Origin of the sequence: Methyloferula stellata AR4 (genome assembly GCF_000385335.1) — a bacterium.
Classification (GTDB): domain Bacteria; phylum Pseudomonadota; class Alphaproteobacteria; order Rhizobiales; family Beijerinckiaceae; genus Methyloferula; species Methyloferula stellata.
On the sequence record NZ_ARWA01000001.1, the window covers coordinates 1570256 to 1594871 of the forward strand.

At 60.2% G+C, this 24616-nt stretch carries 24 protein-coding genes, 1 tRNA gene and 1 pseudogene; 15 read left to right on the plus strand and 11 right to left on the minus strand.

Annotated features, from left to right (window positions below; genetic code table 11):
- Positions 1-55 precede the first annotated feature (55 nt).
- Positions 56-1660 carry a histidine--tRNA ligase gene (gene hisS / locus A3OQ_RS0107675; RefSeq protein WP_020174792.1) on the plus strand — a complete coding sequence of 535 codons (1605 nt, stop codon included), beginning with the start codon at positions 56-58 and terminating at the stop codon, positions 1658-1660.
- A 172-nt stretch (positions 1661-1832) separates the two neighbouring features.
- Here hisS and carA read toward each other — a convergent pair whose 3' ends face one another.
- Positions 1833-3023, minus strand: a complete 1191-nt coding sequence (gene carA / locus A3OQ_RS0107680; protein ID WP_020174793.1) for a glutamine-hydrolyzing carbamoyl-phosphate synthase small subunit — start codon at positions 3021-3023, stop codon at positions 1833-1835.
- Positions 3024-3201: 178 nt separating this feature from the next.
- On the opposite strand from carA, the gene A3OQ_RS0107685 reads away from it, so the two are divergent.
- The 3 genes from A3OQ_RS0107685 to A3OQ_RS0107695 all read left to right on the plus strand — a co-directional run bounded on the left by A3OQ_RS0107685 (position 3202) and on the right by A3OQ_RS0107695 (position 9368).
- On the plus strand, positions 3202-4374 hold the full coding sequence (locus tag A3OQ_RS0107685; RefSeq protein ID WP_020174794.1) for an MFS transporter: 1173 nt from the start codon (positions 3202-3204) through the stop codon (positions 4372-4374).
- A gap of 188 nt (positions 4375-4562) precedes the next feature.
- Positions 4563-8063, plus strand: coding sequence for an FAD-dependent oxidoreductase (locus A3OQ_RS0107690; protein ID WP_020174795.1), 3501 nt, complete (start codon positions 4563-4565; stop codon positions 8061-8063).
- 237 nt (positions 8064-8300) lie between these two features.
- Positions 8301-9368, plus strand: coding sequence for a YeiH family protein (locus A3OQ_RS0107695; RefSeq protein ID WP_425280282.1), 1068 nt, complete (start codon positions 8301-8303; stop codon positions 9366-9368).
- A 20-nt stretch (positions 9369-9388) separates the two neighbouring features.
- On the opposite strand, the gene A3OQ_RS0107700 is transcribed toward A3OQ_RS0107695, so the two are convergent.
- Positions 9389-10999, minus strand: a complete 1611-nt coding sequence (locus A3OQ_RS0107700) for an oleate hydratase (RefSeq protein ID WP_020174797.1) — start codon at positions 10997-10999, stop codon at positions 9389-9391.
- Positions 11000-11152: 153 nt separating this feature from the next.
- Between A3OQ_RS0107700 and A3OQ_RS0107705 the strand changes: the two genes are divergently transcribed.
- Complete coding sequence (locus A3OQ_RS0107705) at positions 11153-12067, plus strand: LysR family transcriptional regulator (RefSeq protein WP_020174799.1); 915 nt, start codon at positions 11153-11155, stop codon at positions 12065-12067.
- A 4-nt stretch (positions 12068-12071) separates the two neighbouring features.
- Here A3OQ_RS0107705 and panD read toward each other — a convergent pair whose 3' ends face one another.
- The 4 genes from panD to A3OQ_RS0107725 form a co-directional block, all read right to left on the minus strand.
- Positions 12072-12524 carry an aspartate 1-decarboxylase gene (panD, locus tag A3OQ_RS0107710; protein ID WP_026595614.1) on the minus strand — a complete coding sequence of 151 codons (453 nt, stop codon included), beginning with the start codon at positions 12522-12524 and terminating at the stop codon, positions 12072-12074.
- Between the two features lie 153 nt (positions 12525-12677).
- Positions 12678-13010, minus strand: a complete 333-nt coding sequence (locus A3OQ_RS0107715; protein WP_020174801.1) for a c-type cytochrome — start codon at positions 13008-13010, stop codon at positions 12678-12680.
- A 12-nt stretch (positions 13011-13022) separates the two neighbouring features.
- Positions 13023-14258 (minus strand): molybdopterin-dependent oxidoreductase, encoded by a 1236-nt coding sequence (locus A3OQ_RS0107720; RefSeq protein ID WP_020174802.1) that lies wholly within the window; start codon positions 14256-14258, stop codon positions 13023-13025.
- 291 nt (positions 14259-14549) lie between these two features.
- Positions 14550-14636 (minus strand) — tRNA-Leu (locus A3OQ_RS0107725).
- A 352-nt stretch (positions 14637-14988) separates the two neighbouring features.
- Here A3OQ_RS0107725 and A3OQ_RS24820 point away from each other — a divergent pair.
- The 4 genes and pseudogenes from A3OQ_RS24820 to A3OQ_RS25185 all read left to right on the plus strand — a co-directional run bounded on the left by A3OQ_RS24820 (position 14989) and on the right by A3OQ_RS25185 (position 16229).
- A complete protein-coding gene (locus tag A3OQ_RS24820; protein ID WP_020174804.1) occupies positions 14989-15396 on the plus strand; it encodes a hypothetical protein in 408 nt (135 codons plus the stop codon).
- A gap of 77 nt (positions 15397-15473) precedes the next feature.
- On the plus strand, positions 15474-15827 hold the full coding sequence (locus tag A3OQ_RS0107740) for a nucleotidyltransferase domain-containing protein (protein WP_244427109.1): 354 nt from the start codon (positions 15474-15476) through the stop codon (positions 15825-15827).
- A 62-nt stretch (positions 15828-15889) separates the two neighbouring features.
- Positions 15890-16060, plus strand: a pseudogene (locus A3OQ_RS25035) (HEPN domain-containing protein); the annotation flags it as partial.
- 46 nt (positions 16061-16106) lie between these two features.
- Complete coding sequence (locus tag A3OQ_RS25185; RefSeq protein ID WP_020174806.1) at positions 16107-16229, plus strand: hypothetical protein; 123 nt, start codon at positions 16107-16109, stop codon at positions 16227-16229.
- Positions 16230-16292: 63 nt separating this feature from the next.
- Here A3OQ_RS25185 and leuC read toward each other — a convergent pair whose 3' ends face one another.
- Entirely contained in the window at positions 16293-17705 is a 1413-nt protein-coding gene (gene leuC, locus A3OQ_RS0107750) for a 3-isopropylmalate dehydratase large subunit (protein WP_020174807.1), read from the minus strand.
- Between the two features lie 131 nt (positions 17706-17836).
- Here leuC and A3OQ_RS0107755 point away from each other — a divergent pair, with 131 nt between their 5' ends.
- Both A3OQ_RS0107755 and A3OQ_RS21670 read left to right on the plus strand, forming a co-directional pair.
- Positions 17837-18241: a VOC family protein gene (locus A3OQ_RS0107755; protein ID WP_020174808.1), complete on the plus strand. Its 405-nt coding sequence runs from the start codon at positions 17837-17839 to the stop codon at positions 18239-18241.
- A 214-nt stretch (positions 18242-18455) separates the two neighbouring features.
- On the plus strand, positions 18456-18683 hold the full coding sequence (locus A3OQ_RS21670) for a hypothetical protein (protein ID WP_020174809.1): 228 nt from the start codon (positions 18456-18458) through the stop codon (positions 18681-18683).
- 75 nt (positions 18684-18758) lie between these two features.
- Here A3OQ_RS21670 and A3OQ_RS0107770 read toward each other — a convergent pair whose 3' ends face one another.
- From A3OQ_RS0107770 to A3OQ_RS0107780, 3 genes are all read right to left on the minus strand, one after another.
- Positions 18759-19136: a hypothetical protein gene (locus A3OQ_RS0107770; protein WP_020174810.1), complete on the minus strand. Its 378-nt coding sequence runs from the start codon at positions 19134-19136 to the stop codon at positions 18759-18761.
- A gap of 62 nt (positions 19137-19198) precedes the next feature.
- On the minus strand, positions 19199-19642 hold the full coding sequence (gene rplS / locus A3OQ_RS0107775) for a 50S ribosomal protein L19 (RefSeq protein WP_026595617.1): 444 nt from the start codon (positions 19640-19642) through the stop codon (positions 19199-19201).
- Positions 19643-19795: 153 nt separating this feature from the next.
- A complete protein-coding gene (locus A3OQ_RS0107780; protein ID WP_020174812.1) occupies positions 19796-20617 on the minus strand; it encodes an alpha/beta hydrolase in 822 nt (273 codons plus the stop codon).
- A 73-nt stretch (positions 20618-20690) separates the two neighbouring features.
- Between A3OQ_RS0107780 and A3OQ_RS0107785 the strand changes: the two genes are divergently transcribed.
- Both A3OQ_RS0107785 and infC read left to right on the plus strand, forming a co-directional pair.
- Positions 20691-21905 carry a glycosyltransferase family 4 protein gene (locus A3OQ_RS0107785; RefSeq protein WP_020174813.1) on the plus strand — a complete coding sequence of 405 codons (1215 nt, stop codon included), beginning with the start codon at positions 20691-20693 and terminating at the stop codon, positions 21903-21905.
- Positions 21906-22078: 173 nt separating this feature from the next.
- Positions 22079-22606 (plus strand): translation initiation factor IF-3, encoded by a 528-nt coding sequence (infC, locus tag A3OQ_RS0107790; protein ID WP_020174814.1) that lies wholly within the window; start codon positions 22079-22081, stop codon positions 22604-22606.
- A 72-nt stretch (positions 22607-22678) separates the two neighbouring features.
- On the opposite strand, the gene A3OQ_RS0107795 is transcribed toward infC, so the two are convergent.
- Positions 22679-22912, minus strand: a complete 234-nt coding sequence (locus A3OQ_RS0107795) for a hypothetical protein (RefSeq protein WP_020174815.1) — start codon at positions 22910-22912, stop codon at positions 22679-22681.
- A gap of 620 nt (positions 22913-23532) precedes the next feature.
- Here A3OQ_RS0107795 and rpmI point away from each other — a divergent pair.
- Together rpmI and rplT are read left to right on the plus strand one after the other, a co-directional pair.
- Positions 23533-23733, plus strand: a complete 201-nt coding sequence (rpmI, locus tag A3OQ_RS0107800; RefSeq protein ID WP_020174816.1) for a 50S ribosomal protein L35 — start codon at positions 23533-23535, stop codon at positions 23731-23733.
- 50 nt (positions 23734-23783) lie between these two features.
- Positions 23784-24149, plus strand: a complete 366-nt coding sequence (gene rplT, locus A3OQ_RS0107805; RefSeq protein ID WP_020174817.1) for a 50S ribosomal protein L20 — start codon at positions 23784-23786, stop codon at positions 24147-24149.
- Positions 24150-24616: the final 467 nt, after the last annotated feature.

Consider the following 24616-nt stretch of genomic DNA (forward strand, 5'->3'; position numbering starts at 1 on the left):
CTTGTCGGCGGGGCCAAGCCCCCCTAAGACATCTGCCAAATCAAGGCTTCATGACATGACCGAACAAAAAAAGATAAATCCGCGCGCCAGCGCAAAACTGCCGCGCGGCCTCGCCGATCGCGGTCCGGCCGAGCTCGCCGCGACCCAGAAGATGCTGAATGTGATCAAGGCCTCCTACGAGCTTTATGGCTTCGAGGCGGTCGAGACGCCGTTTATCGAATATACCGAAGCGCTCGGTAAATTCCTGCCGGATCAGGACCGGCCGAACGAAGGCGTGTTTTCGTTCAAGGACGATGACGAGCAATGGCTGTCGCTGCGCTATGACCTGACCGCGCCGCTCGCGCGTTATGTGGCCGAAAATTTCGATAAATTGCCGAAGCCTTACCGCAGCTATCGCGCCGGCTATGTGTTTCGAAACGAGAAGCCGGGGCCGGGCCGTTTCCGGCAATTCATGCAATTCGATGCCGATACGGTTGGCGCCGGCTCCGTCGCGGCGGACGCCGAGATCTGCATGATGGCGGCGGATACGCTGGAGAAGCTTGGCATTAAGCGTGGCGATTACGTCATCAAGGTCAACAACCGCAAAGTGCTCGATGGCGTGCTGGAATCGATCGGGCTTGGCGGCGAGGAGAATGCCGGACGCAGGCTCACCGTGCTGCGCGCCATCGACAAGTTCGACAAGTTCGGCGTCGAGGGCGTCAGGCTCCTGCTTGGCACCGGCCGAAAGGACGAGAGCGGCGATTTCACCAAGGGCGCCGGGCTCAATGGTGAGCAGATCGAAGGCGTGTTGACGATGATGGAATCGCCATCGGAAGTCGAAAGCATCGCCGCGGATAAAATTCCGGAAGGCGAGATCAAAGACTATATCGTCTTCAATCGCTGGAAGGACGGCGCGGTTTTTTATGCGAAGCCGGATCACAGGCGCACGCTGAAGACGTTGCGCGAGAAATTCGGCGACAACGCCATCTGTGCCCAAGGTATCGACGAACTCGAAGCCATCATCGATCTCACCAAGGCGAGCGGCTTTGGCGAAGGCCAGATTATGGTCGACCCTTCCGTCGTGCGCGGGCTCGAATATTACACGGGTCCCGTCTTCGAGGCGGAACTCACGTTCGAAGTGCAAGGCGAGGACGGCAAGCCGATCCGTTTCGGTTCGGTCGGCGGCGGTGGCCGCTACGACGGGCTCGTCGGACGCTTTCGCGGCGAGAATGTGCCGGCGACGGGATTTTCCATCGGCGTGTCGCGACTCTTCGCGGCACTTCGGGCGATCAATTCGCCCATTGTCACGAGCGAGGCTGCGACGGGGCCGGTGATTGTGCTGGTGCTCGATCAGCCCGAGATCGCGCGCTACCAGGGTTTCGTCTCGAAACTCCGCGCGGCAGGCATAAGGTCCGAACTTTATCTCGGCGCGTCGGGCATGAATGCGCAATTGAAATATGCCGACAAGCGTTCATCGATTTGCGCCGTCATCCAAGGCTCGAACGAGCGCGAGAAGGGCGAGGTCTCGATCCGCGATCTTGTGCTCGGCGCCGAGCTCGCCGCTTCGACCAAGGACCGCGCGGATTATCTCGAGCTCCGCGCCAAGGCGCAATTCACGGTGACGGAGGAGAGACTCGTTGAGGCCGTGCAAGAGGTGCTGGCGCGTCATAAGCTTGCTTGAAAAAGCAAAACCCTCGTGCTTCGAGGCGAGGCCCTTTGGGCCTCTCCTCAGCATGAGGGTTTGAGGGTCGAGCACACAGCTGCCCTCACCCTGAGGTGCGAGCAATAGGGTGTTGCGAAGCGACGCCCGTCGCAAGCAACACGCTTGGCGAGCCTCGAAGGGCGAGGGGCGGCTACGCGCCCTTCGCTTCCATCAGTGCCGCGAAGCGCGCAAAGAGATAATGGCTATCGCGCGGGCCGGGCGAAGCCTCCGGATGATATTGCACGGCGAAGGCCGGGCGATCCGTCAGCTCGAAGCCGCAATTCGATCCGTCGAAAAGCGAGCGATGGGTTTCCTTTGCGTTCGACGGCAGGCTCGCGGGATCGACCGCGAAACCATGGTTCATCGACACGATCTCGACCTTGCCGGTGGTGAAATCCATCACTGGATGATTGGCGCCATGATGGCCTTGATGCATTTTCATGGTCTTCGCGCCGACGGCGAGCGCCAGCATCTGATGGCCGAGGCAAATGCCGAAGGTCGGAATTTTTTGCGCGATCAGCGCTTGGATCACCGGCACGGCATAAGCGCCGGTCGCGGCAGGATCGCCAGGTCCGTTCGAGAGAAAAACGCCGTCCGGCTTCAGGGCCAGAATCTCTTCAGCCGAGGTCGTCGCGGGCACGACGGTCACGGCGCAGCCGACATCTGCGAGCAGCCGCAAAATATTGCTCTTGATGCCGTAATCGACCGCGACGACGCGAAATTTGTTGTGGCCGCTCTGTCCATAGCCGATCTCAGGCAGCCAGGTGGTGCCTTCCCATTCGCGCCGTTCGGGGGCCGAGGCCTCGGGCACCAGATCCATCCCGACGAGGCCGGGCCATCCGGCGGCTTTGGCCTTCAAACCTTCAAGATCGAAGGCGCCATCGGGCGAATGCGCGATGACGGCATTGGGCATGCCTTTCTCGCGAATGAAGGCGGTGAGCGCGCGCGTATCGATGCCGGAAAGCCCGATGATGCCGCGCCGCTTCAGCCAATCGTTGAAATGCTCGCGCGAGCGATGATTGGACGGCCCTGTGACCGGCGCATGGACGATGACGCCACAGGCGCCGGACGATACAAGACCTTCGACATCTTCCTCATTGGCGCCGACATTGCCGATGTGCGGAAAGGTGAAGGTGACGATTTGGCCGGTATAGGACGGGTCTGTCAGGATTTCCTGATAGCCGGTCATTGCGGTGTTGAAACAGACCTCGCCGACCGCTTCGCCGATAAAGCCGAAACCCATGCCTTCGATCACGGTCCCATCGGCGAGAATCAAAAGCGCGGTGGCAATCGGGTCGGCCCAGCCGTCGTCTGCCGCCGCCATCGTTTGGTCGTCCGTCATTCCGATCCTTCTGCTGAGGTGCTGAGGGACTCTGAACCCTGCGCCAGTCTACTTAAGGAGAAAGCCGCTCAAACGCCAGAGGTCGAGCCGATTTCGCGAAAGCTTGACGCGATTTTTCCCGCCAACCGTGGTTCAAAGCGGCGATAAGCGGGCGGGGGTGCTCCGAGAGGGTTAAAATATGAGTTTGGCGCCGGCTGCGCTACGGACATTCGCTTTCGCGGCGGGCGTATCGGTTGCCAATTTCTATTATGTGCAGCCGCTCCTCGTCGATATCGGCAAAAGCTTCGGCCTCAATGAAGCCGTCATGGGCCTCGTGCCGACTTTGACGCAGTTCGGCCTTGGATTGGGCGTGCTTTTGCTGCTGCCCCTGGGCGATGTGATCGACAACCGGCGCCTTGTCTCTTGCGCCATCGCCTTGCAGGCTGTGGCTCTCCTCGTGATGGCCACGGCGTCGAACCTCATCCTTTTTTTCGGCGCCGCCATGGTGATGGGGTTTACCGGCATCACCTCTTATCTGCTGGCGCCTTATGTCGCGCATCTCGCGCCTGCCGCCGAGCGCGGCCGCGTCATCGGGCTTCTGGCGCGCGGCGGGATCATCGGCATTCTTCTGGCGCGCACGGTCAGCGGCCTCATCGGCTTTTACATCGGCTGGCGTTCCGTCTATCTCCTCGCGGCGCTGGCGATGCTGGCGCTGCTTTGGCTGTTGCGCCGCTATATGGTGCCGCTCGCGCGCCCGACGACGACGCCCTATCACCATCTGCTTCTGTCTTTGGTCAAGCTCGTCCGCAACGAGCCGGCGGTGCGACGGACGGTCTTTACACAGGCGCTGAACTTCGGATCTTTCAATAGTTTATGGCTTGGTCTCAGCCTCTATCTCGAAAGTCCGGCTTTCGGTCTCCATAGCGACAGCGTCGGCATGTTCGGCCTTTTGGGCGCGGCGGCGGCGCTTGCCGCACCGCTCGCCGGACGGTTCGTCGACCGCAAAGGCCCGCAGGTGACCTTGCGCTTCGCGCTGGCGCTGACGGTCATCGCATGGGTGGTCATGGCGCTTCTGCCGAACATGATCGGGATCGTCGCCGGGATCATTCTCGTCGATCTCGGCGCCACGGCGAGTGATGTCTCGAACCGGACGATCCTGTTTCGCTTGCATCCCGATATCCGGACGCGGCTCATGGCTGTCTATAGTATAGGCATGTTCTTCAGCGGTGGAATCCTGTCGTTGCTGACGACCATTCTCTGGGCCCACTCCGGATGGCTCGGGGTCTGCCTGCTCGGCCTTGCGGCAACAAGTCTCGCCTTTCTCGCCAATCTGCGCGCGCCCAGCGCGCCGCATGATGGCTATGGCGATTAAAAATCGTGCAGATGGCCGGATTCCTGGCTATCTCCTAATCCATATGTGCTTGTGGCTTGTACCGAAACCACTGAGTTTGATACATTCCAACCTAGCACGGGGCTATTTGTCGCAAATCCCCTTCCATGAAGCATTTCGGACCTTCGGTCTCGCACCGAACGGTCTCTCTTTGAAAACGGGCATCATAAATGGCGCATAAGCTTCAACTCGGAATGGGCTTCACATTTGAGCAGCTCTATAAGGTCGACGGACTGGCCGCGATCGATCAGGCGTTCATCGCCTATCTGGCCGAAGCTGATGCAGCCCTGCACAATCGTCTCGTGACCGGACGTGCCGATCCGTCGGCGCTCGAGCACAAAGAAGAATCCGCGCTGATCGTCGATGCGGCGCCGCATGTCGAGGATTTCATCGGGCGTCTCTTTGGAATCTCCGGCGAGATTTCGGCGATGCAGGCGCGCCACAATGAGCTGGCTGCGATCTATACGGTGAAGCGGCTCTTCGTGCAGCGCCGCGCGATCAAGGGCGTCTCGGCCGAAGAGGCCGAGGAAATCGATGGGGCCGTGGTCACGGCGGAACTCGAAAAACTGTTCGGCGAGCCGATCACCGAATTGAGCTACGCCAAGCATGTCCAGAACTGGCTCGACAATGACGGCGACGAAGCCGCGCTCGACCTCGCGGCGCGCTATGCCGCCTGGGCGACGCTCTCGCAGGCCGGCAAGGCTTCGCATAAATCCTGGGTCCTCTTCCGCGTGCCGCATAAGCTCGACGCGTCGCATCTCGTTCCGATCGAGACGGAGGTCATCGACGGCGTCGCGCAGGCGCGTCTGCCGAAGGATCGCTGGCGCCATCGCGAAGGCTTCGCGCTGACCGATCACGGCATGGATATGCGCGGCGCGCTCGATCAGGCGAACTACTGCATCTGGTGCCATCCGCAGGGCAAGGATAGCTGCTCCACCGGCTTGAAGGATAAGGAGACGGGCGCGTTCAAGGGCAGCGCCTTCGGCGTGCCGCTTAACGGATGTCCGCTCGAAGAAAAAATCTCCGAGATGAATCTGACGAAGACGCGCGGCTTCGTGGTCGGCGCGATTGCGATCGCCACCGTCGATAATCCGATGTGCGCCGGCACCGGCCACCGCATCTGCAACGATTGCATGAAGTCCTGCATCTATCAAAAGCAGGAGCCGGTCGATATTCCGCAGATCGAGACCGAGACGCTGAAGGATCTTCTGTCCCTGCCTTGGGGCTTCGAGATCTATTCGCTTTTCACCCGCTGGAGCCCGCTCAATCTGCGCCGCCCGGTGCCGAAGGTTTCAACCGGCTATAAGGTGCTCGTCGTCGGGCTCGGGCCGGCGGGCTATACGCTCTCGCATCATCTGATGAACGACGGTCATACCGTCATCGCGGTCGACGGATTGAAGATTGAACCGCTCGATCCGGCTTTGTCGGGCGTCGACAAATACGGCAGCCGCGTCCCGTTCGAGCCCGTCTTTGACGTCAAGAGCCTGATCGAACCTTTGGAGAGCCGCACCAGCGCCGGCTTCGGCGGCGTCGCGGAATATGGCATCACGGTCCGCTGGGACAAAAACTTCCTGAAGATGATCCGGCTGCTGCTGGAACGCCGCAGCCAGTTCACCATGATCGGCGGTGTTCGCTTCGGCGGCACGATCGGCATCGACAAGGCTTTCGAGCTTGGCTTCGATCATATCGCGCTTTGCGCGGGCGCGGGACGCCCGACCGTCATTCCGATGAAGAACGGCTTGGCGCCCGGCGTGCGTCAGGCCTCGGACTTCCTGATGGCGCTGCAATTGACCGGAGCCGCCAAAGCTGACTCGATTGCGAATTTGCAGATCCGCCTGCCCGTCGTGGTGATCGGTGGCGGCCTCACCGCGATCGACGCAGCGACGGAGGCGCTCGCCTATTATCCCGTGCAGGTCGAGAAATTCGTCACCCGCTACGAGACGCTCATCGCCGAACATGGCGAGGCAGGGGTGCGCGGAATCTGGACGCCGCACGAGCAGGAAGTCGCCGACGAATTCATCGCCCATGCGAAGGCCATCCGTGACGAGCGCAAGCTCGCACATGCGGCCGGACTGAAGCCGCGCATCGCCGATCTGCTGGACCAATGGGGCGGCGTGGTGATCGCTTATCGCCGCCGTCTGATCGATGCGCCGAGCTATACGCTGAACCACGAAGAAGTGGCCCTGGCGATGCAGGAAGGCATTCGCTTCGCCGAAGGCCTGACGCCTGAAGAGGTCAAGGTTGATCATTATGGTGTCGCTGAGGCATTGGTCGTCTCGCGTCATTCGAAGGACGCGGCGACCGGCGAGGCCGTCGTCGAGAAACTGACGCTGCCCGCGCGCTCCGTCATCGTGGCGGCGGGCACTCAGCCGAACACGGTGCTCGGCCGCGAAGATCCGCTCAACGTCGTGCTCGATGGCCGTTACTTCCAGGCCTATGGCGAGGATGGCACGCCGGTCCATCCGGAAAAATCCTGCAAGCCGAACACGGTCCATGTGCTGATGAGCGCGCGGCCGGATGGACGATCCGTCAGCTTCTTCGGCGATCTGCATCCGAGCTTCGCCGGCAATGTCGTGAAGGCAATGGCGAGCGCGAAACTCGGCTATCCCGTCGTCAGCCGGCAGATGGCGGCGACTGCGCATACGCCCGTGACGCCGGAGGCTCTCGCCGCGACGATGAACGAGGGGCTGCGCGCCACCGTGCGCTCGGTCGAGCGGCTGACTCCGACCATTGTCGAAGTTACCGTCCATGCGCCCTTCGCAGCGCGGGCTTTCATGCCCGGCCAATTCTATCGCTTGCAGAATTTCGAGGCTTTGGCGCCGCGCGCCGACGGCACGACCTTGATGATGGAAGGCTTGGCGCTCACCGGCGCATCCGTCGACAAATATCAGGGCCTGCTCTCGACGATCGTGCTGGAAATGGGCGGCTCGTCGGATCTCTGCGCGCATCTGCAGCCGGGCGAACCCGTCATCTTGATGGGGCCGACCGGCGAGCCGACCGAAACGCCGCATGAAGAAACCGTGCTGCTCGTCGGCGGCGGTCTCGGCAATGCGGTCTTGTTCTCGATCGGGCAGGCGCTGCGCGCCAGCGGTTCGAAAGTGATCTATATCGCAGGCTATAAGCGGCTGATCGACCGCTACAAGATCGAGGAAATCGAGCGCGCCGCCGATGTCATCGTCTGGTGCTCGGACGAAGCGCCCGGGTTCAAGCCGACACGGCCGCAGGATATGTCCACGGTCTGCAATATCGTGGAAGCGATCGAGGCCTATGGATCGGGCAAGCTCGGTAAGCCGTCGATCCCCCTCGATCAGGTCGATCGCATCATCGCCATCGGCTCGGACGGCATGATGAATGCCGTCGCGAAGGCGCGGCACGGCGTCTTGAAGCCTCTGTTGAAGCCGTCGCATTGCGCCATCGGATCGATCAACTCGCCGATGCAATGCGCGATGAAGGAAATCTGCGGTCAATGCCTGCAGCTTCACAGAGATCCGGAAACGGGCGCCGAGACGGTGGTCTTCTCCTGCTTCAACCAGGATCAGCCGCTGGACAAGGTCGATTTCGCCAGCCTGCGCCAGCGCCTCTCGCAAAACGGCGTGCAAGAGAAGCTGACCAAGATGTGGATCGACCGGTCGCTGCGCCAATTGGGCTGGCGCGCCGTCGCGGCGGAGTGACAACAGGAGTTTTTCCGAGACTCGATTGTCATTGCCAGCGTAGCGAAGCAATCCAGGGCAACCGCTTAAGCAAGCGGCCTGGATTGCTTCGTCGCTTCGCTCCTCGCAATGACGGGAGGGCCGGGGCCTGCCCAGCACAACCATTCTTAAAATAAGAACGGTTCGTGCAGTATAATGAATTGGATTGATTGATCGCTCAGAACCACATTCGGCTCAATGATTTAAGGAGCCGACTCAGTGCACGCGATCGTCCCGCAAGAAACCCATCAAACGCCATTAACGTCGCAGGCGGCCGGTCATAACTCTGCCGCACGCAAAGCCTCCGTTTGGGGCCTTGTGCCGGGGATATTTCTCACAGCGTCGATCGCGGCGGCCTCTTTCGCGCTGCGCCAAGTGCCGGGCGTTGCGACCTTCAGCCCGATGATATTGGCGATCGTCATGGGCATCGCCTTTCATAATCTCATCGGCACGCCGGTGCGGGCCAAAGCCGGCGTGATGTTCTCGCTGCGCAAGATCCTGCGGCTCGCGATCATTCTGCTCGGTCTGCAATTGACGGCGGCGCAAGTGATCGAGGTCGGCGCGACGGGAATCGCCGTCATCGCGCTGACGCTCGTCAGTACCTTTGTTTTCACCAAATGGCTCGGTCATATGCTCGGCGTCGATCGCAAGCTCGCCGAGCTGATCGCGGCGGGCACGTCGATCTGCGGCGCCTCGGCGGTGATCGCGACCAATACCGTCACGCGTGCGCATGACGAGGATGTCGCTTATGCGGTTGCCTGCGTCACCGTGTTCGGCTCGATCGCCATGTTCGTCTATCCTCTCTTGCCGGGGCTTCTGCATTTGACGCCGCATGCCTTCGGGCTTTGGGCTGGTGCGTCGATCCATGAGATCGCGCAGGTCGTGGCGGCGGCCTATCAGGATGGCCAGCAGGCAGGTGATTTCGGCACCATCGCCAAACTCTCGCGCGTCGCGATGCTGGCGCCAGTCGTGATCGCGCTTGGCCTCATGGCAAGCGCCCGGAAGGACAGCCATGGCCATGCGCCGGCAAAAGCACCCATGCCCTGGTTCGTGCTCGGCTTCGTTGCGCTCGTCGGATTGAACAGCGTCATCACCGTGCCAGCCGGTCTCCAATCAGGACTCGTTCTGCTGACGACCTTCCTGCTTTCCATGGCGCTCGCGGCTATGGGCCTTGAAACCGATATCCGCAAGCTCAAGGCTAAAGGGTTGCGGCCTTTGATCCTTGGCTCCGCCGCCTTTGCCTTCATCGCCTGTTTCAGCCTGATGCTGGTGGAGATGACGCAATAAACCCCATACGGCTGTGTCTTTCATCCACGCAGATCATGCAGCGCGGCGAAGGCTTTGAACAGAACGCGGGGATTGAATTCCCCCTTATAGACCGGTGGTGGCGTGGTCGGGAGATCGAGCAGTTCGCAGACTGCCGCCTGCGCCGTTCGGATCGAATATTCGACCGTGAACACCACATCGTCAGGCACTTCGACGAATTGCCCGGCGAAGCCGAGATTGCGCCAGCCGGATGGCACGACTGACGGACGATCGCCCTTGGCACGCCGCAGAAACTGGCTGGTGATGAAGGGCATCATGCAGGGAATGGTGATCGTGGTGTCGAGGATGCGCTTCGCCTCGACCTCGATCCGCAGATGGCCCAAAACTTCGGTCATGATCTCATCGCCCGAACATTGCGCCATCGGCTTCTTGACGAAATTGCCGGGCCTGTCGACATAAAGGCCATAACCCCAGAAGACATTCACATCCGCGGGCTGGCCGATGAAATGCGGCTGATACGGCAAGACGATCGACATCAGCCAGTTCGAATCGGCGAATGTGACGAGGCCGCCTTCGCCCGGAACATTGCCGGTGAAATCCCGCATCAGATTGAAGAAAGCCGGATCGCGCTGCGTCGAAGTGAAAGAGATCCATTTCGACTCTTCGATATGGTCGGTAAAGGCGGATGGCTCGCCGAATTCCGGCCGGCCTAACGCGATCCTCTCCCACAAGGCCCAAGCGCCGCCGTCACGTTTGCCTCTGAGCTCCGGGGCGCGAGAAGAGCTACCGAGGCTGGATGCTTCCGTCATCGAGCCGAGCGTGACGATCACGATATCGTCGGCCCCTAAAACGATCTCCTCGGTCATATTGCCTTGTTGGAGGAAGATGCGCTCGACGGTCTTGCTGGCGCTTTCTTCGTTGAACATGAGATCGGTGACCCTGGCATTCATGACGAATACGACACCGCGCTCGTCGAGCCAGGCCTTCAGCGGCCGGACCAGCGAGTCATATTGATTATAGACCGTGCGCATGATGCCTTTGAGCTGGTTGAAGCCGTCGACCATATGCACGAAGCGGACGAGATAGCGCTTGAACTCGACCGCGCTATGCCAGGGCTGGAAGGCAAAGGTCGTGCACCACATGAGCCAGAAATTCGTCTCGAAGAAAGAGGCGTCGAATTGATCCTCGATGCTGCTGGTGCCGAGCAATGCTTCGGGCTCTATCGCCAGACGTTCGAGGGTCAGAATATGCCGCTCGCTCAAGCCGAACTCGGGCGTGTCGATCTTCCGTCCCGCGCGCACGAGCCGCGATTTCGATCCGGTCTTGATGATCTCGTTCCATTCGAGAATTTCCTGCGTCACGGTCTGCTTTTTGTCGAGCGTCGGGATGTCCGAGAAGAGACCGAAGGTGCAGCGGTATTCGCGTTCGAACATACGCCCGCCGCGCAAGACATATCCCGTCTCGGGCGAGCCGGCGCCGTCGAGACTGCCGCCGATCCGGTCGAGCTCTTCGAAGATCGTGATGTTCTGGCCCAGCACATGGCCGTCGCGGATCAGAAATGCCGCGGCCGCCAGCGAGGCTATGCCGCCGCCGACGAGATAGGCTTTGGTTTCGCTGCGATCGGGCTTCGCGCTGCCTTGGTGATTTGCCATAGCCTGCTCCTGCGTCGGGTTGTTGCGCGAGGACGCGGACCCTAAGCTTCTCAAGTCGGGCGGCGTTGATCCGTATCAAGGAGCCGCAACGTTGATGTTCGAGCCCGCAAGGTCCAGTCTGGACGGTCAAGGTAAGGATATGACGGAAAAGCGATGACCCTGGAACAGCTCCGGATCTTCGTGGCGGTGGCCGAGCGCGAGCACGTGACCAAGGCCGCGGGCGATCTCAATTTGACGCAATCGGCCGTAAGCGCGGCGGTTTCGGCGCTTGAAAATCGCTATGCGACCAAGCTTTTCGACCGGGTGGGGCGGCGCATCGAATTGACCGAGGCCGGGCGCACCTTCCTTTCCGAGGCGCGGGCCGTGCTTGCCAGGGCACGCGCGGCGGAGACGGTGCTGGCGGATCTTGCCGGCCTCAAACGTGGATCGCTGACTCTCGCCGCGAGCCAGACTGTCGCGAATTATTGGCTGCCCGCGCTGATGCATCGCTATCGCGGGATCTATCCCGGGATCGAGCTGCGTCTGATCATCGGCAATACGGAAGCCGTCGCGTCCATGGTGCATGATGGTCTTGCCGATCTCGGCTTCGTGGAAGGCGCGATCGACGACCCCGTTCTCGCAATCAAGCCGGTCGGCGATGATGAATTGGTTCTCGTCGTTGCTCCCGGCTATTGGCAAGAGAAAAAAGCGGCGGTGTCATCGGCGGAGCTCAAAGCCTTGGCCTGGGTGGTGCGCGAGCAGGGCTCGGGGACCCGCGCGATTTTCGAGGCGGCGATGACGGACCTCGGTTTGCGCCTCGCGGATCTCAATATCGTTCTTGAAATGCCGTCGAACGAGGCCGTGCGCACCGCCGTCGAAGACGGCGCGGGCGCCGCAATCCTCTCGAAACTGGTCGTCGGATCTTCGCTCAAATCGGGGGCGCTTGTCGCGCTCGACCTTGCCTTGCCGAAGCGGCAATTCCTGGCGCTGCGGCACAAGGAACGCTATCTGACCAAGGCCGAGCAGGAACTCTATCGCCTCGTCGATGAAGCCTCCGGCTTCCCGTCAGGCACTCAAAAAAGCCGATGAAGCATCAGCTGTGTTTTGTCTTCAACGGAATGGGCAAGACGTTCCCGCTGTCGTTCTTGATGCTGAACCGATGAGTGCCGTCTTGATCGCGTTCGACGACGTAAGAGAGCCGTTCGACGATATTATTGGCTTGATCGAAGGTCAGGATCTTCGGCTGGAAATCGGCAATGTGCTCCGCCTCAAGGTAATGCGAGCTGCAGATGATGATCTCATCGCCGACCTGACAGGTTCGCGCCGCGGCGCCGTTTAAAACGCAGCAGCGCGAGCCACGCTCGCCGAGGATGACATAAGTCGATATGCGAGCGCCGGAGTTCTTGTTCCAGATATCGACGAATTCGAGCGGAAAAATGCCCGCCGCTTCGCAATGGTCGGGATCGAGCGTGATCGAACCGTGATAGTCGAGGTCCGCCGCGGTGACACGGATTCCGTGCAGTTTCGCGGCCATCACTTTACGCATATTCAAATCTCTTCTTACGGGAGGCGAGGACAGAAGACATCGCCGCAAAGGGCGGAGGCCTATCCGCCTCCGCCTCTAAGCATGATGGGCCCTATATGGTGGCATCACGTCAAGTCTACAAAGCCAGGGCCGCGGGCTTCCCCGAGAGGATCGCTATTTCCTGCCCTTGATGCGGACCAGATAATCGACGATCGCTGAGGCATCTGCTTCGCTGATCGGCGCCTTATAGGCCTTGATCATCTTTTCGACGACCTCTGTCCAGCCTTCCTTCGTGAGCGAGGGCTGGTTCATCACGTGGTCTTCCGAATGGCAGACGAGACAATTGGCATTGATCGCATCGGCGCCGGGACCCTCCGGAAACATTTGGTCGGGAATGGGCATATCAAGCTTGAACGACTTCAGATCCGTGATCGGCTTGGCGCTGCCGGCAAGCGGCAGCAGAAGCGTGACGGATAGGGCAAGGGGAAACAGCACTCCGCGCAGCATCGTCTGTCTCCCTCAAGCCGCCGACACATGGGTCGTTTCGATCGTATTCGACATGTAGCCCGCCGGATTCCAGATCGGGAAAGCAGGCTGCGCCTCGCCCTTCGTGTTGGTGCAGCGGATCATCAAGTCGTAAGCGCCGCGCGCGGGCAGCGCGAAGCTCGTCTGCCATTGCCGGAAGCTGTATTTGCCTTCGTCTTTTCCAAGTTGTGTCGGAAGCCAGTTCTTGCCGCCATCGAGCGACAGATCCACACGCGCCACGCCGCAATCGCCGCCGAAGGCGATGCCGCGAGCCTCGGTCGGCGTGCCGGCCTTTATCGTATCGCCCGAGCGGATATTGGTAATGAAGGAGCGCGGGACGTTGCGTGTAACCGGGATCAGTTTGAAGTTGCTGTCGCCGGGTTTGACATTGCCGAACGGCGTATCGGGAAGGCGATAGCCTTTCGCCGTCCAATAATTGGTGTCGGGCTGATCCAGCACCTCGATGTCGTTCAGCATCTTGATCCAATAGACTGCGCACCAGCCAGGGACGATAAGCTTCAGCGGAAAGCCGTTCAACAAAGGGAGCTGTTCGCCGTTCATACCGAAAGCCAGCATCAGCTCGCCGTCGCGGGCGTGATCGATGTCGATCGACTTCAAGAAGGCCGGCGACTCGGGCAGGATCACCTTGTCCATGCCGCCGAAACGGACCTGCAGAGCGCCCGCCTTCACGCCCGCGCGGTCGAGCACGGCCTTCAGCGGAATGCCGGTCCACATCGCATTGCTCATCGAACCATTCGCCCATTGCGCGCCAGCGACGCGCGGCTGCATGTAGATGCGCGAATTTCCGGCGCATTGCGCGACGGCGGCGAGTTCGACGCGCGGGAAATCGTTCAAGATCTCATGGATGGTCAGCGACAATGGCTGATTGACATGGCCCCGCACGGTCAGACGATAGGCATTAAGATCGGGCTCGCTCGGAAAATCCGCCCAGTGCCAGCTCACGAAATGCCGGTCGTTGGGGGTGAACACGCCCTTGTCGAACGTATCGAACGGCGTTTCGAGCCAGGGCGGGCTCGTCCGCTGCAAAATCATCGGTCCTTTTTGCGGGAAATCGGTGGTAAGCGGGCGTGTGCTGAGGCCGCCCGTAGCATGCAGATCGATCATTCTCTGCGCGAAGGCTGGCGCAGTCAGCATGCTGAGGCCGCCCATGCCTGCCGCGCCGAGCAGGTGCCGCCGCGTCAGGTCGTGAAATGCGTAGTCTCTCGCCATTTCGACTCTCCTCGAAATAGGTGTGAGTCAGCCCTTCACCGCCGCTCCTTTTCCTCGTCGGAATGGCGGTGAAGCTGTTGTGACTCTTGGGTTATTGGTAGTTGCGACTGGTATCCCAACCGGCGGTGGCCAGGGATCACAATGGCTTGTAGCGCGGGGGGAAAGGCTGCTGTCGAGAGGCCGGTGCAGCCGTGCTCAGGCCTCTTTGTTTTCCTGGGGATTTCAGCGCTGGGGAGAAAGGCAAGCCAGGAGGCTTCTCCAGCCTCATATTATTTAAAATGAGATTTAAGGTGGTGCGGGCGGTCGGAATCGAACCGACACTCTGTCTCCAGAACCGGATTTTGAGTCCGGCGCGTCTACCAGTTCCACCACGCCCGCGGCGGGCCTCACCGCATTTTGCCGGTGGGGCTTGGAGACCGGGTTTCTGCCATGAACTTCAGCGGCAAGTCCAGTGTTGAAGCTTGCTTTCGCAGGGCAATCCCCATGAGCCGGCATGAATTTTACGGTCCAGCCGGAAACCCCTTCTTTTTACCTCGGCGCGGCCAAAACGAGCGCGGAAAACACGCTTGAGAACAGCCTTTTAGAACTTGTGACATCCATCACAGAAACTGCAGGCGGCGGGAGCTAGGTTGATCCTGCTTGTTGCGGCAAGGCGCCGCGAGTCACGAGGAAGACCTTAGACCTGCCCTAAAGAACTTGGGGCCTTGCCCTTTAAAGGAGAGACCGAGCCATGAAGACCTATCTGATCGCTCTTGCCGCTTCAGCCGCTTTCGTCACCGCCGCCCTGGCTGGCGAAATGCCGAACACGGACCCGAATATGCAGCCAGCTCCCGCCGCCATCGCGGCTCCGGCGACGACGGCTTCGACGCCCGACGGCAAGGAAGAGGCGGCTCCGGCTCCGGCCGCGGCGGTCTCAATGCCGGACGACAAGGCCAAGACCGAAGACAAGCTCTTGACCAATGAAAAGCCCGCGCCAGTGCAAAAGAGGGTCGATGAACACCATGCCAAATATCACAATGGCGAGGGCTCGACCTGGAAGACCGGCCGCAACTCCTATGGATTTGAAGGGACCTATGGCGGCTGCCAAATCCGCGGGACGGCGGGACCGAACGGATATCATATCGATCGCGCCTGCTGAAAAAGCCGCCCGGCACAAATGTAAAAAGCCAGCCTTTCGGCTGGCTTTTTGTTTACCCGCATGAACGACAGCCTCAGATGAGCTTTCCCTTTGAGCTGTGCTACAATTCTCCTATGGCAATGAGGGCTGACCCAATTTTGAGCCGTTTCCGCGACGCGCTCAATGAAGTCTATGGCGAGCGGATCGAGCGCGTCGTGCTGTTTGGCTCGCGCGCGCGCGGCGACGCGCGCCCTGATTCGGATTACGACGTGGCGGTGTTCCTCAAAGACCTTCACGGGTTTGGCACGGAAGCAGGCAAGATCGCTGAGATTGAAACTAAGATTCTCCTCGATACTGGCGCCATCATCAACGCTCTACCCTTGCAGGCAGGTTCCTATCTTGAGCGGACCGGGCTGATGCAGGAGCTGCGCCGCGAGGGCGTCGATCTGTGACGCCGGAAGCCAGTAACTACCTTGATAAGGCACGGGGCGATCTGGCCGATGCGCGCAAGATCATGACGATCCAACTCGCCAAAGTCTCGGCGCGTTTGGCCTATTATGCAGCGTTTCACGCGGCGGAGGCTTTTATCATTGAGCGCACTGGCAAGATCGCCAAGACGCATTCGGGTGTCCGCACGGAATTCGCGCGTCTTCTCAAAGACAGCTCTGATGCCGACAAAGCTTTGCTGACCTTTCTGGCGCAGGCCTACAAATATAAGGAGCTCGGAGATTATGGCATCGGCCACGGCCGTGATGACGGAGGCAGAAGCTGCGGCGGCGATCGACAGCGCAGCACAGTTCATCGATCGGGTCGTGGTTCTTCTGGCACCCGATCCATCAATAGATCCCGGTTAGGACCTCATTCAAAAGCTGATCTCGGCCAAAGCCGAGATCAGGTCCGCTTCCCACTTTTCGGAATCAAGCTTTCGCCCACTCCCGGATATCGACGAAATGGCCAGCGATCGCCGCCGCCGCCGCCATGGCCGGCGAGACGAGATGCGTGCGGCCCTTATAGCCTTGCCGCCCTTCGAAATTGCGGTTCGACGTCGAGGCGCAGCGCTCGCCGGGCGCGAGGCGGTCCGGGTTCATCGCAAGGCACATGGAACATCCGGGCTCGCGCCATTCGAACCCCGCCGCCTTGAAGATCTTGTCGAGGCCTTCTTCTTCGGCTTGCAGTTTCACGAGACCGGAGCCCGGCACGACCATGGCATTGACCTTGGGAGAAACCTGCTTGCCCTCGATGACGGAGGCGGCGGCACGCAGATCTTCGATACGGCCATTGGTGCATGAGCCGATGAAGACGCGATCGATCGCGATATCGGTGATCTTCTCGCCGCCCTTGAGGCCCATATAGTCGAGCGCGCGGGCGATCTTGGCCTTTTGCGCTTCGCCTTCGACATCGTCGAGGCGCGGCACATGGCCGTTGATCGCGGCGACGTCCTCGGGACTCGTGCCCCAGGTCACGGTCGGCGTCAGCTTGCCGGCATCGAGGTGGATTTCCGTGTCGAAGACGGCGCCTTCGTCGGAACGAAGCGTTTCCCAATAGCGCACCGCGTCTTTCCAGGCCTCCCCCTTGGGGGCGCGGGGACGGCCTTCGAGATAGGCGAAGGTCTTTTCGTCCGGCGCGATGAGCCCGGCTCTGGCACCGCCTTCGATCGTCATGTTGCAGACGGTCATGCGGCCTTCCATCGACAGCGCGCGGATCGCTTCGCCGGCATATTCGATGACATGCCCGGTGCCGCCCGCTGTGCCGATCTGGCCGATGATCGCGAGCACGATGTCCTTCGCCGAAACGCCTTCGGGCAAAATGCCATCGACGGTGACGCGCATATTCTTGGCTTTGGATTGGATCAGCGTCTGGGTTGCGAGCACATGCTCGACCTCGGACGTGCCGATGCCATGCGCGAGCGCGCCGAAAGCGCCATGCGTCGAGGTATGGCTGTCGCCGCAGACGATCGTCGTACCGGGCAGGGTGAAGCCTTGTTCGGGCCCGATGATATGGACGACGCCCTGACGCGGATCGAGCTCGTGAAAATAATCGACGCCGAACTCGGCCGCATTGGCGGCCAGTTGCTCGACCTGCAGACGGCTTTCGGGATCGGCGATTCCGGCCGAACGATCGGTCGTCGGCACATTATGGTCGACGACGGCCAGCGTCTTTTCCGGCGCGCGCAATTTGCGGCCTGCGAGCCGCAGCCCTTCGAAAGCCTGCGGGCTCGTGACCTCGTGGATGAGGTGACGGTCTATGTAGAGAAGGCAGGTCCCATCGTCATGCACATCGACGAGATGGTCGTCCCAAATCTTGTCATATAGCGTCCGAGGCGTTGTCATGGATTACGGGTCTCTTTCGGGCAAAAACAGGTGTCTGACGAGAATATATGTATGTATCCGGTTTCTTACTCGCTCGAATCGCGGGAGAAAAGTAGTCTTTATCCAGGTTTATCGAGACGAAGGAGCCTTGCATGCGCCCGCCGGTCGCACCTTATTTGACGGTTTCGCCCGCGCTCGGGGCAATTGGTTTCTACGCCGCCGTGTTCAAGGCGGAGCAGAAGGCCTTCATGCCGGCGCTTGACGGCCTCCGGGTCCTGCATTGCGAACTGGCGATCAATGGCGGCACGGTCATGCTCTCCGATGCCTTTCCGGAATTCGGCCAGACCCGCATCCCGCTGCCGGGCGAACTCGCGACCACTTCCGTCAGTCTCGAATATACGCAGCCGCAAGAGGTCGACGAGATTTTCGCCAAAGCCACGCAGCTCGGCGCCAAGGGCGAAACCAATCCGACGAATTCATTTTGGGGCACCCGCGTCGCGACCTTCCGCGATCCCTTCGGCCACCGCTGGATCTTGAATGCGCCGCTGAGCGCCTAGAGCATCCTGCTTTAGGTGGTTCCCCTAAAAGCAGACAAGATGCTCTAGATTCTAACATTTGGAGCATGCTTTGCGCGAAAAACCGCGGACACTTTTTCGCAGCATGCTCTAGCGTTCAAAACCGGTTGTCGGCGGCGCGCGGCGATATTATTTTGAGGCTTCTTCGACGCGAGAAAGGGCGTTGAAAAAAGGTCGAAACCTTTAGGAGCCGCGGATGTCTCGTATAAGCCTTCTTGTGAAACTGGGTAAGGACGGAATAGCCAAGCTTGCCGATGAATCCATGTTTCAAATAGCGCCGGATCAATTGGAGATCGCGGCTGAATGGAGCCCAGGCACGGAAATCATCGTTCAGGAAAAGCCGGATCCTGACGGCGTGTGGCCCTATAAGCTTTTCAGCAGCGGCGGCGGCATACCCGTGAGCGCCGCGCCGCATTCTCGGTAGCCCGTAAGCCGTTCCATTGAAGTAGCCTCCCGAGCGCAGCGACGGCATTGAGCTGTGGCGCGCCCGGGCCTGGTCTCAATCCGACTTATGTTCGGCGTCGACGATCTTCCAAAGGCTCGTATAGTCCGGATTGACCACCCGCTCGTCCGTCGTCGACAGACGATAATTTCCCGGTGCGAGTTTGACGAAGGCCGAGGGGTTCGGCGGCAGGACAACGGTCTCGCCCTTGCGCGTGCCGCGCAGGGCCAAGGTGAATCCCTCGTCCCGCGTGGCATCGATCACGACGCCATGAACCTGCTCGTGCATCCGCACGGTGACGCCGTCGGGCTCCAGATAATTGAATGAAGCCATCACATATTTGCCCATCAGGCGGCGGGCAAAATCGAAGTCCCATTCGCTTTCGGGACCCGTGTAACTGGCTTCTGGGCCGGTATCACCCTCTTTGTCCGCCATCCCGCATTCTCCAAATGGCGCTTGCGGCTGAATGGACCCGGCGCTCAAACGCCGCCGGGCGCTTATGCCTTGCTGGCTGCCAGTTTGGCCTTGGCCTCAGCCTTGGCTTCCTTCTTGGCGGCCTCGCGCGCAGCCTTTGCCGCGGGCGTCTCCTTCTTCTCGGCGATACGGGCGGCCTTGCCGCGCCGGTCACGCAGATAATAGAGCTTGGCGCGGCGGACCTTGCCGCGGCGCACGACCTTGATCGAATCTATATTGGGCGAGAAGACCGGGAAAACGCGCTCGACGCCTTCGCCATAGGAAATCTTGCGAACGGTGAAGCTCTCGTTGAGGCCGCCGCCGGTGCGGGCGATGCAGACGCCTTCATAGGCTTGCACGCGGGTGCGCTCGCCTTCTTTCACTTTCACGTTGACGATCAGGGTATCGCCCGGCTGAAAGTCCGGAATGGTCTTGATGGCGTTGAATTTCGCGACCTGTTCGGCCTCGAGCGTCTCGATAATGTTCATTTTCGTCATCCTTGCCGTTTTGCCCTGACCTTCTGGCCGGGCAGGCGTTTCGGCACGCTGTTTTAAGTTGAAGCCGGGTTCTATACACGCGGATCGGCGGGTTGTCGAGACGCGAAGGGTGCGGCCTCTTCTCACCGCCCCGCAGCGATCGCGCTAAGCGATCGCCTCGATCGCGGCGATGAGGCGGGCGATATCCTCTGGCCGCGACAGCCGGTGATCGCCGTCCTTGATCGAGGTCAGCACGACTTCGTCGCCGACAAGATGTTCGACCAGCGCCATCGCATGCGATGGCGGCACGTCCTCATCCTTGAGACCCTGCAAAATATGAACGGGGCAATAGGTCCGGATGATTGAATCGAAGAGCAGATGCTTGCGGCCCTCCTCGATGAGCTTGCGTGTGATCGGATAGGGCTCGGCCGAATAGGCGGACTGCCGCAGCCAGACGCCCTTGGTCTCCATATCGGCTTTGGCCTCCGGCGAAAGCCTTGCCCAGATCAGCCGTTCGGTGAAATCGACGGCGGGCGCGATGAGCACCAATCCGGCGAGGCGCTTTTCGTCGCCCGCAGTCTGCAAGGCGCGCGCGACAAGAAGCGCCAGCCAGCCACCCATCGACGAGCCGACGAGAATCTGCGGTCCGCTCGATTGCGAACGCAAGACGGCAAGGCTTTCTTCAAGCCAATCGCCGATAGTTGCGTCTTCGAACCGGCCATCGGAGTCGCCATGTCCCGAATAGTCGAATCTGAGAAAAGCGCGGCCCTGCTCCTCGGCCCAGGCATCGAGCGCCGAAGCCTTCAGCGAGCGCATGTCGGATTTCAAGCCGCCAAGCCAGATGACGCCCGGACGCTTCTTGCGGCCTTTGCGCGCGGTACGGCTCAGATAGGCGATCCGACGTTCGGACGGTGCCTTCCCGACGCGGATGAACTGTGGAAGACTGCTCTTTGCGGCGATCTCAAATTGCGGATCTTGCCCGTTCATTCTTATGGTCGCCTCATGATGTCCACCCACCGCGGGTCTATGCATCGCTTTTCATCGAACGCGGCCTGACACGATGCACGAAGGTTCAAGTTCCTTCGCAGACAGATCCGCGCATCAACTCGCGGGCTTTACCATTCTTCAAATCCTGCCGGAACTCTCGGCTGGCGGTGCCGAGCAGACGACGATCGACATAGCCGCCGCGCTTGCCGAAGCCGGCGCCCGGGCGCTCGTCGCAAGTGAGAGCGGCCGGCTTGTCAGCGAATTGCAGGCGAAGGGCGGAATCTGGGTGCCGTTTCCCGCCAAGACCAAAAACCCGATCGCCATGGCCCTTCACGTCCGCCGTCTCGCGAAGCTGATCAGGGCGGAGCATGTCGATATCGTTCATGCGCGCTCGCGTGCTCCGGCCTGGGTCGCGCATGGCGCGACGCGGCTGACCAAAACCCCTTTCGTGACCACGTTCCACGGCAGCTATTCCGGCAAAGCGGCCTTGAAGCAGCGCTATAATTCGATCATGGCGCAAGGCGATATGGTGATTGCCAATTCGCATTATACGGCCGATCTCATCGCGAAACTCTATCCAGAGGCCGTGCCGAAGACCAAGATCATCTATCGCGGCATCGATCTTCGAGCCTTTTCGCCCTCGGCCATCGATCCGATGCGGGTTCAGGCGGTGCGGCGCGAATGGGGCGTAGCGCCAGATGAAAGGATAGTGCTGCTCGCAGCGCGCCTCAGTCCGTGGAAGGGCCACAAGCTTCTGATCGCGGCGGCCAAGCAGCTTGTCGAATCGGGTCTCAGCGATACGAAATTCATTTTCGCGGGCGATCCGCAGGGCCGCAATGCCTATGTGCGCGAGATCGACCAGGAGATCGAAAAGGCGCATCTGCAAAATATCGTGCGCCGCGTCGGGCATTGGAGCGACATGCCTGCGGCGCATCTCGCCGCCGCCGTCGTGGTCGTGCCATCGACGGAGCCCGAGGCTTTCGGCCGCGTGACGGTCGAAGCGCAGGCGATGGGCACGCCGGTTGTCGTCACCGATCTCGGTGCCGCATCGGAAACGGTCCTGGCGCCGCCCGAAGTCGAGGCGTCCGGGCGCACCGGCTGGCGGGTGCCGCCGCACGATGCGCGCGCGCTTGCCGATGTAATCGGCGAGGCCTTAAATTATGGCGCTTCGGCACGCGATATGCTGGCGTTTCGCAGCCGCACCTTCGTGCAGACCTATTTTTCGGTCGACCGGATGTGCAGTGAAACCCTGGCCGCCTATGTGGCTTTACTTGCACAGAGAGTCTGAAAACACAGGCCGAATATTAAAGAGCGTCCTAAAAACCTCAGCGTTGATTGACTTCCGGCCCCATACAACCGATCTTTTAATCGGGTCCGGATATGTCGCCTGCAATTGCTACATCAGGCGGGACGCTTCGGGTTCGATCATCAACATAAGGAGAGCATGCCATTCGCCGCCCAATGAAAGCCCCTACGGCCCCGCAGAAAGAGGGGCCGCGCATCAATCGTGAAATACGCGCCCGTGAAGTCCAATTAATCGACGCCGAAGGTCATAATCGCGGCGTCGTGCAAATTTCGGAAGCGCAAGCATTGGCCGATGAGGCCTCGCTCGATCTCGTCGAGATCGTTCCGACCGCGGAACCGCCGGTCTGCAAAATACTCGATTACGGCAAATACCGTTTTCTTGAGCAGAAAAAGGCCGCCGAGGCCCGTAAAAAGCAGAAAATCGTCGAAATCAAAGAAATCAAGCTCCGTCCCGGAATCGACGAGCATGATTACGATACCAAACTGAAGTCCATGCGCCGCTTTTTTGAGGAGGGCGATAAGGTCAAGGTCACCTTGCGCTTCCGCGGCCGTGAAATGGCCCACCAGGATCTAGGCTTCCGCCTGCTCGAAAAGGTCAAGGCCGAGACGCTTGGCACCGCCAAGGTCGAACTCGAGCCTTCGATGGAAGGCCGCCAGATGGTGATGGTGCTCGCGCCGCGTTAAGCTCAAGCTTCACCTGCGTTCAATCGTTAGAGCATGATCGCCTCACCGCATCATGCTCTTTTCTTTTTATAATCAGACACCGGGTTTCAAAAAGGTCAAAGCGGCCTGGACGGCGGCCGAACTCATGGCGGCGGCGGATTTTGGCGCCGCCTGGCGATTGCGCCCGGTATCCTTCGCTGGCAGCCGCGCAACTTTGCCAACCTTATCTTCGGCCTCCGCCGCAGCGCGCTTGCCGACCTTGGCGATCCTGGCCGTCTTTCTGACGGGAGCGGTCCCGCGGATGGAATTGATGGCGGAAACGAACATGGGCGACCCCAGGGCTTTATTGCCACGGGCAGGGTAAGCGCCCTCGCGTTAATTCTTTATTAGAGGGTGCTTGGGGCAGGCCTGAGGCGCATGATCCAAGCACGTGCTTTTACGCCATGGCGCGGTTTAGCCGCCTGGCTTCAAATTGGTCAGAGCGGCCTGGACCGCGCTTGAACTTGTCGCCGCCGGCGATTTCGGCAGTGATGCATAATCGCCATCGGAATCTTTGACTTGCGTAGTAGAGGCGTTGCGAACCTTATAATCTCCGTCCGCGGCGCGGGTATTTGTTGTTACTGGAGCAGGGGTGGTTGTCGGTGTTGGGCTAGCTGAATTGACGGGAGATATGGACATTAGAAGACTCCAGCGGCCGTGTTGCCGCAGGGTCAGAATGGTGCTCCGGTGTTAATTCTTTGCTAGGGCGCTGCAGTTTGGCGTTCCTGGATTAAGCTTGGCGCAAGCTTGCTTTTGTGCCGCCATTGCGCTTATAAACCCGCCTTCCGAACCGTCCGGCCATTCAGGGCTGCCGTGGCGGTTCTTTCGCTCGTTCGGAAACGAACGAATAATTAAGACGCAGTTGCCTCTGGCAAACCGCGTCGCATCCGCCAGACGGAGACGAGCAAATGCCCAAGTTGAAAACGAAATCCGGCGCCAAGAAGCGCTTCAAGATCACCGGCACAGGTAAAGTGATCTATGCGCAGGCCGGCAAGCGCCATGGAATGATCAAGAGAACAAACAAGCAGATCCGCAATCTGCGCGGCACCAATGTTCTGTTCAAGAGCGATGGTGACAACATCATCAAGTACTTTTTGCCCAACGGCTGATGACGCGCGTCTGATCTTTTAGTCTGTTCCCTCGAATTTGGAGTTCTGCCATGGCTCGCGTAAAGCGCGGCGTCACCTCGCACGCCAAGCATAAGAAAACCCTCGACGCCGCCAAAGGTTTTTATGGCCGGCGCAAGAATACGATCCGCACCGCGAAAGCGGCCGTCGATCACTCGATGCAATATGCGACGCGCGACCGCCGCGTGAAGAAGCGTACCTTCCGCGCCTTGTGGATTCAGCGCCTCAATGCTGCCGTGCGGGAACTGGGTCTCACCTATTCGCGCTTTATCGACGGCCTCAGCAAGGCGGGCATCGAGATCGACCGCAAGGTTTTATCGGAACTCGCGATCCGTGAGCCGGATGCCTTCAAGGCGATCGTCGAGAAAGTAAAGAGCGCGCTTCCCGCACAAGCATGATCCCGAAAAGTTGCAGACTTTTCGGATAAGATCATGCGTTGAGACAAAGTCATGATCCCGAAAAGTTGGCTCGACTTTTCCGACCAAGGTCATGCGTTCAATAAAAGCCTGAGCCTGCCGTCGTGTCCGGCTCAGCGCTTGACCTTGAATTCCATATGATGACGACCGGCATGCGTGGGCGCAGCTCGATGTCCCGACGCTTGATGCTTCGAAGACATGTGCTTCGACGATTGATGTCCATACTGATGTCTTGCCGCATAATGCCCTGTCGCGTGGCGTCCTGGCCGCGAGGCATGATAATGGCGGCCTCGCCCATGTGATCCATGTGGTGAAGCATGGGCCGCGTGTGCGCCATGGCCGCGTCGGGCCGCATGCGCCGCGGTCGAAGCGCCCCCGCCACCGCCGCCATTGCCTCCACCTTCCGGATCGGCCGAAACGCCATGCTTGTGCGCGACGGGGCCGAAGCT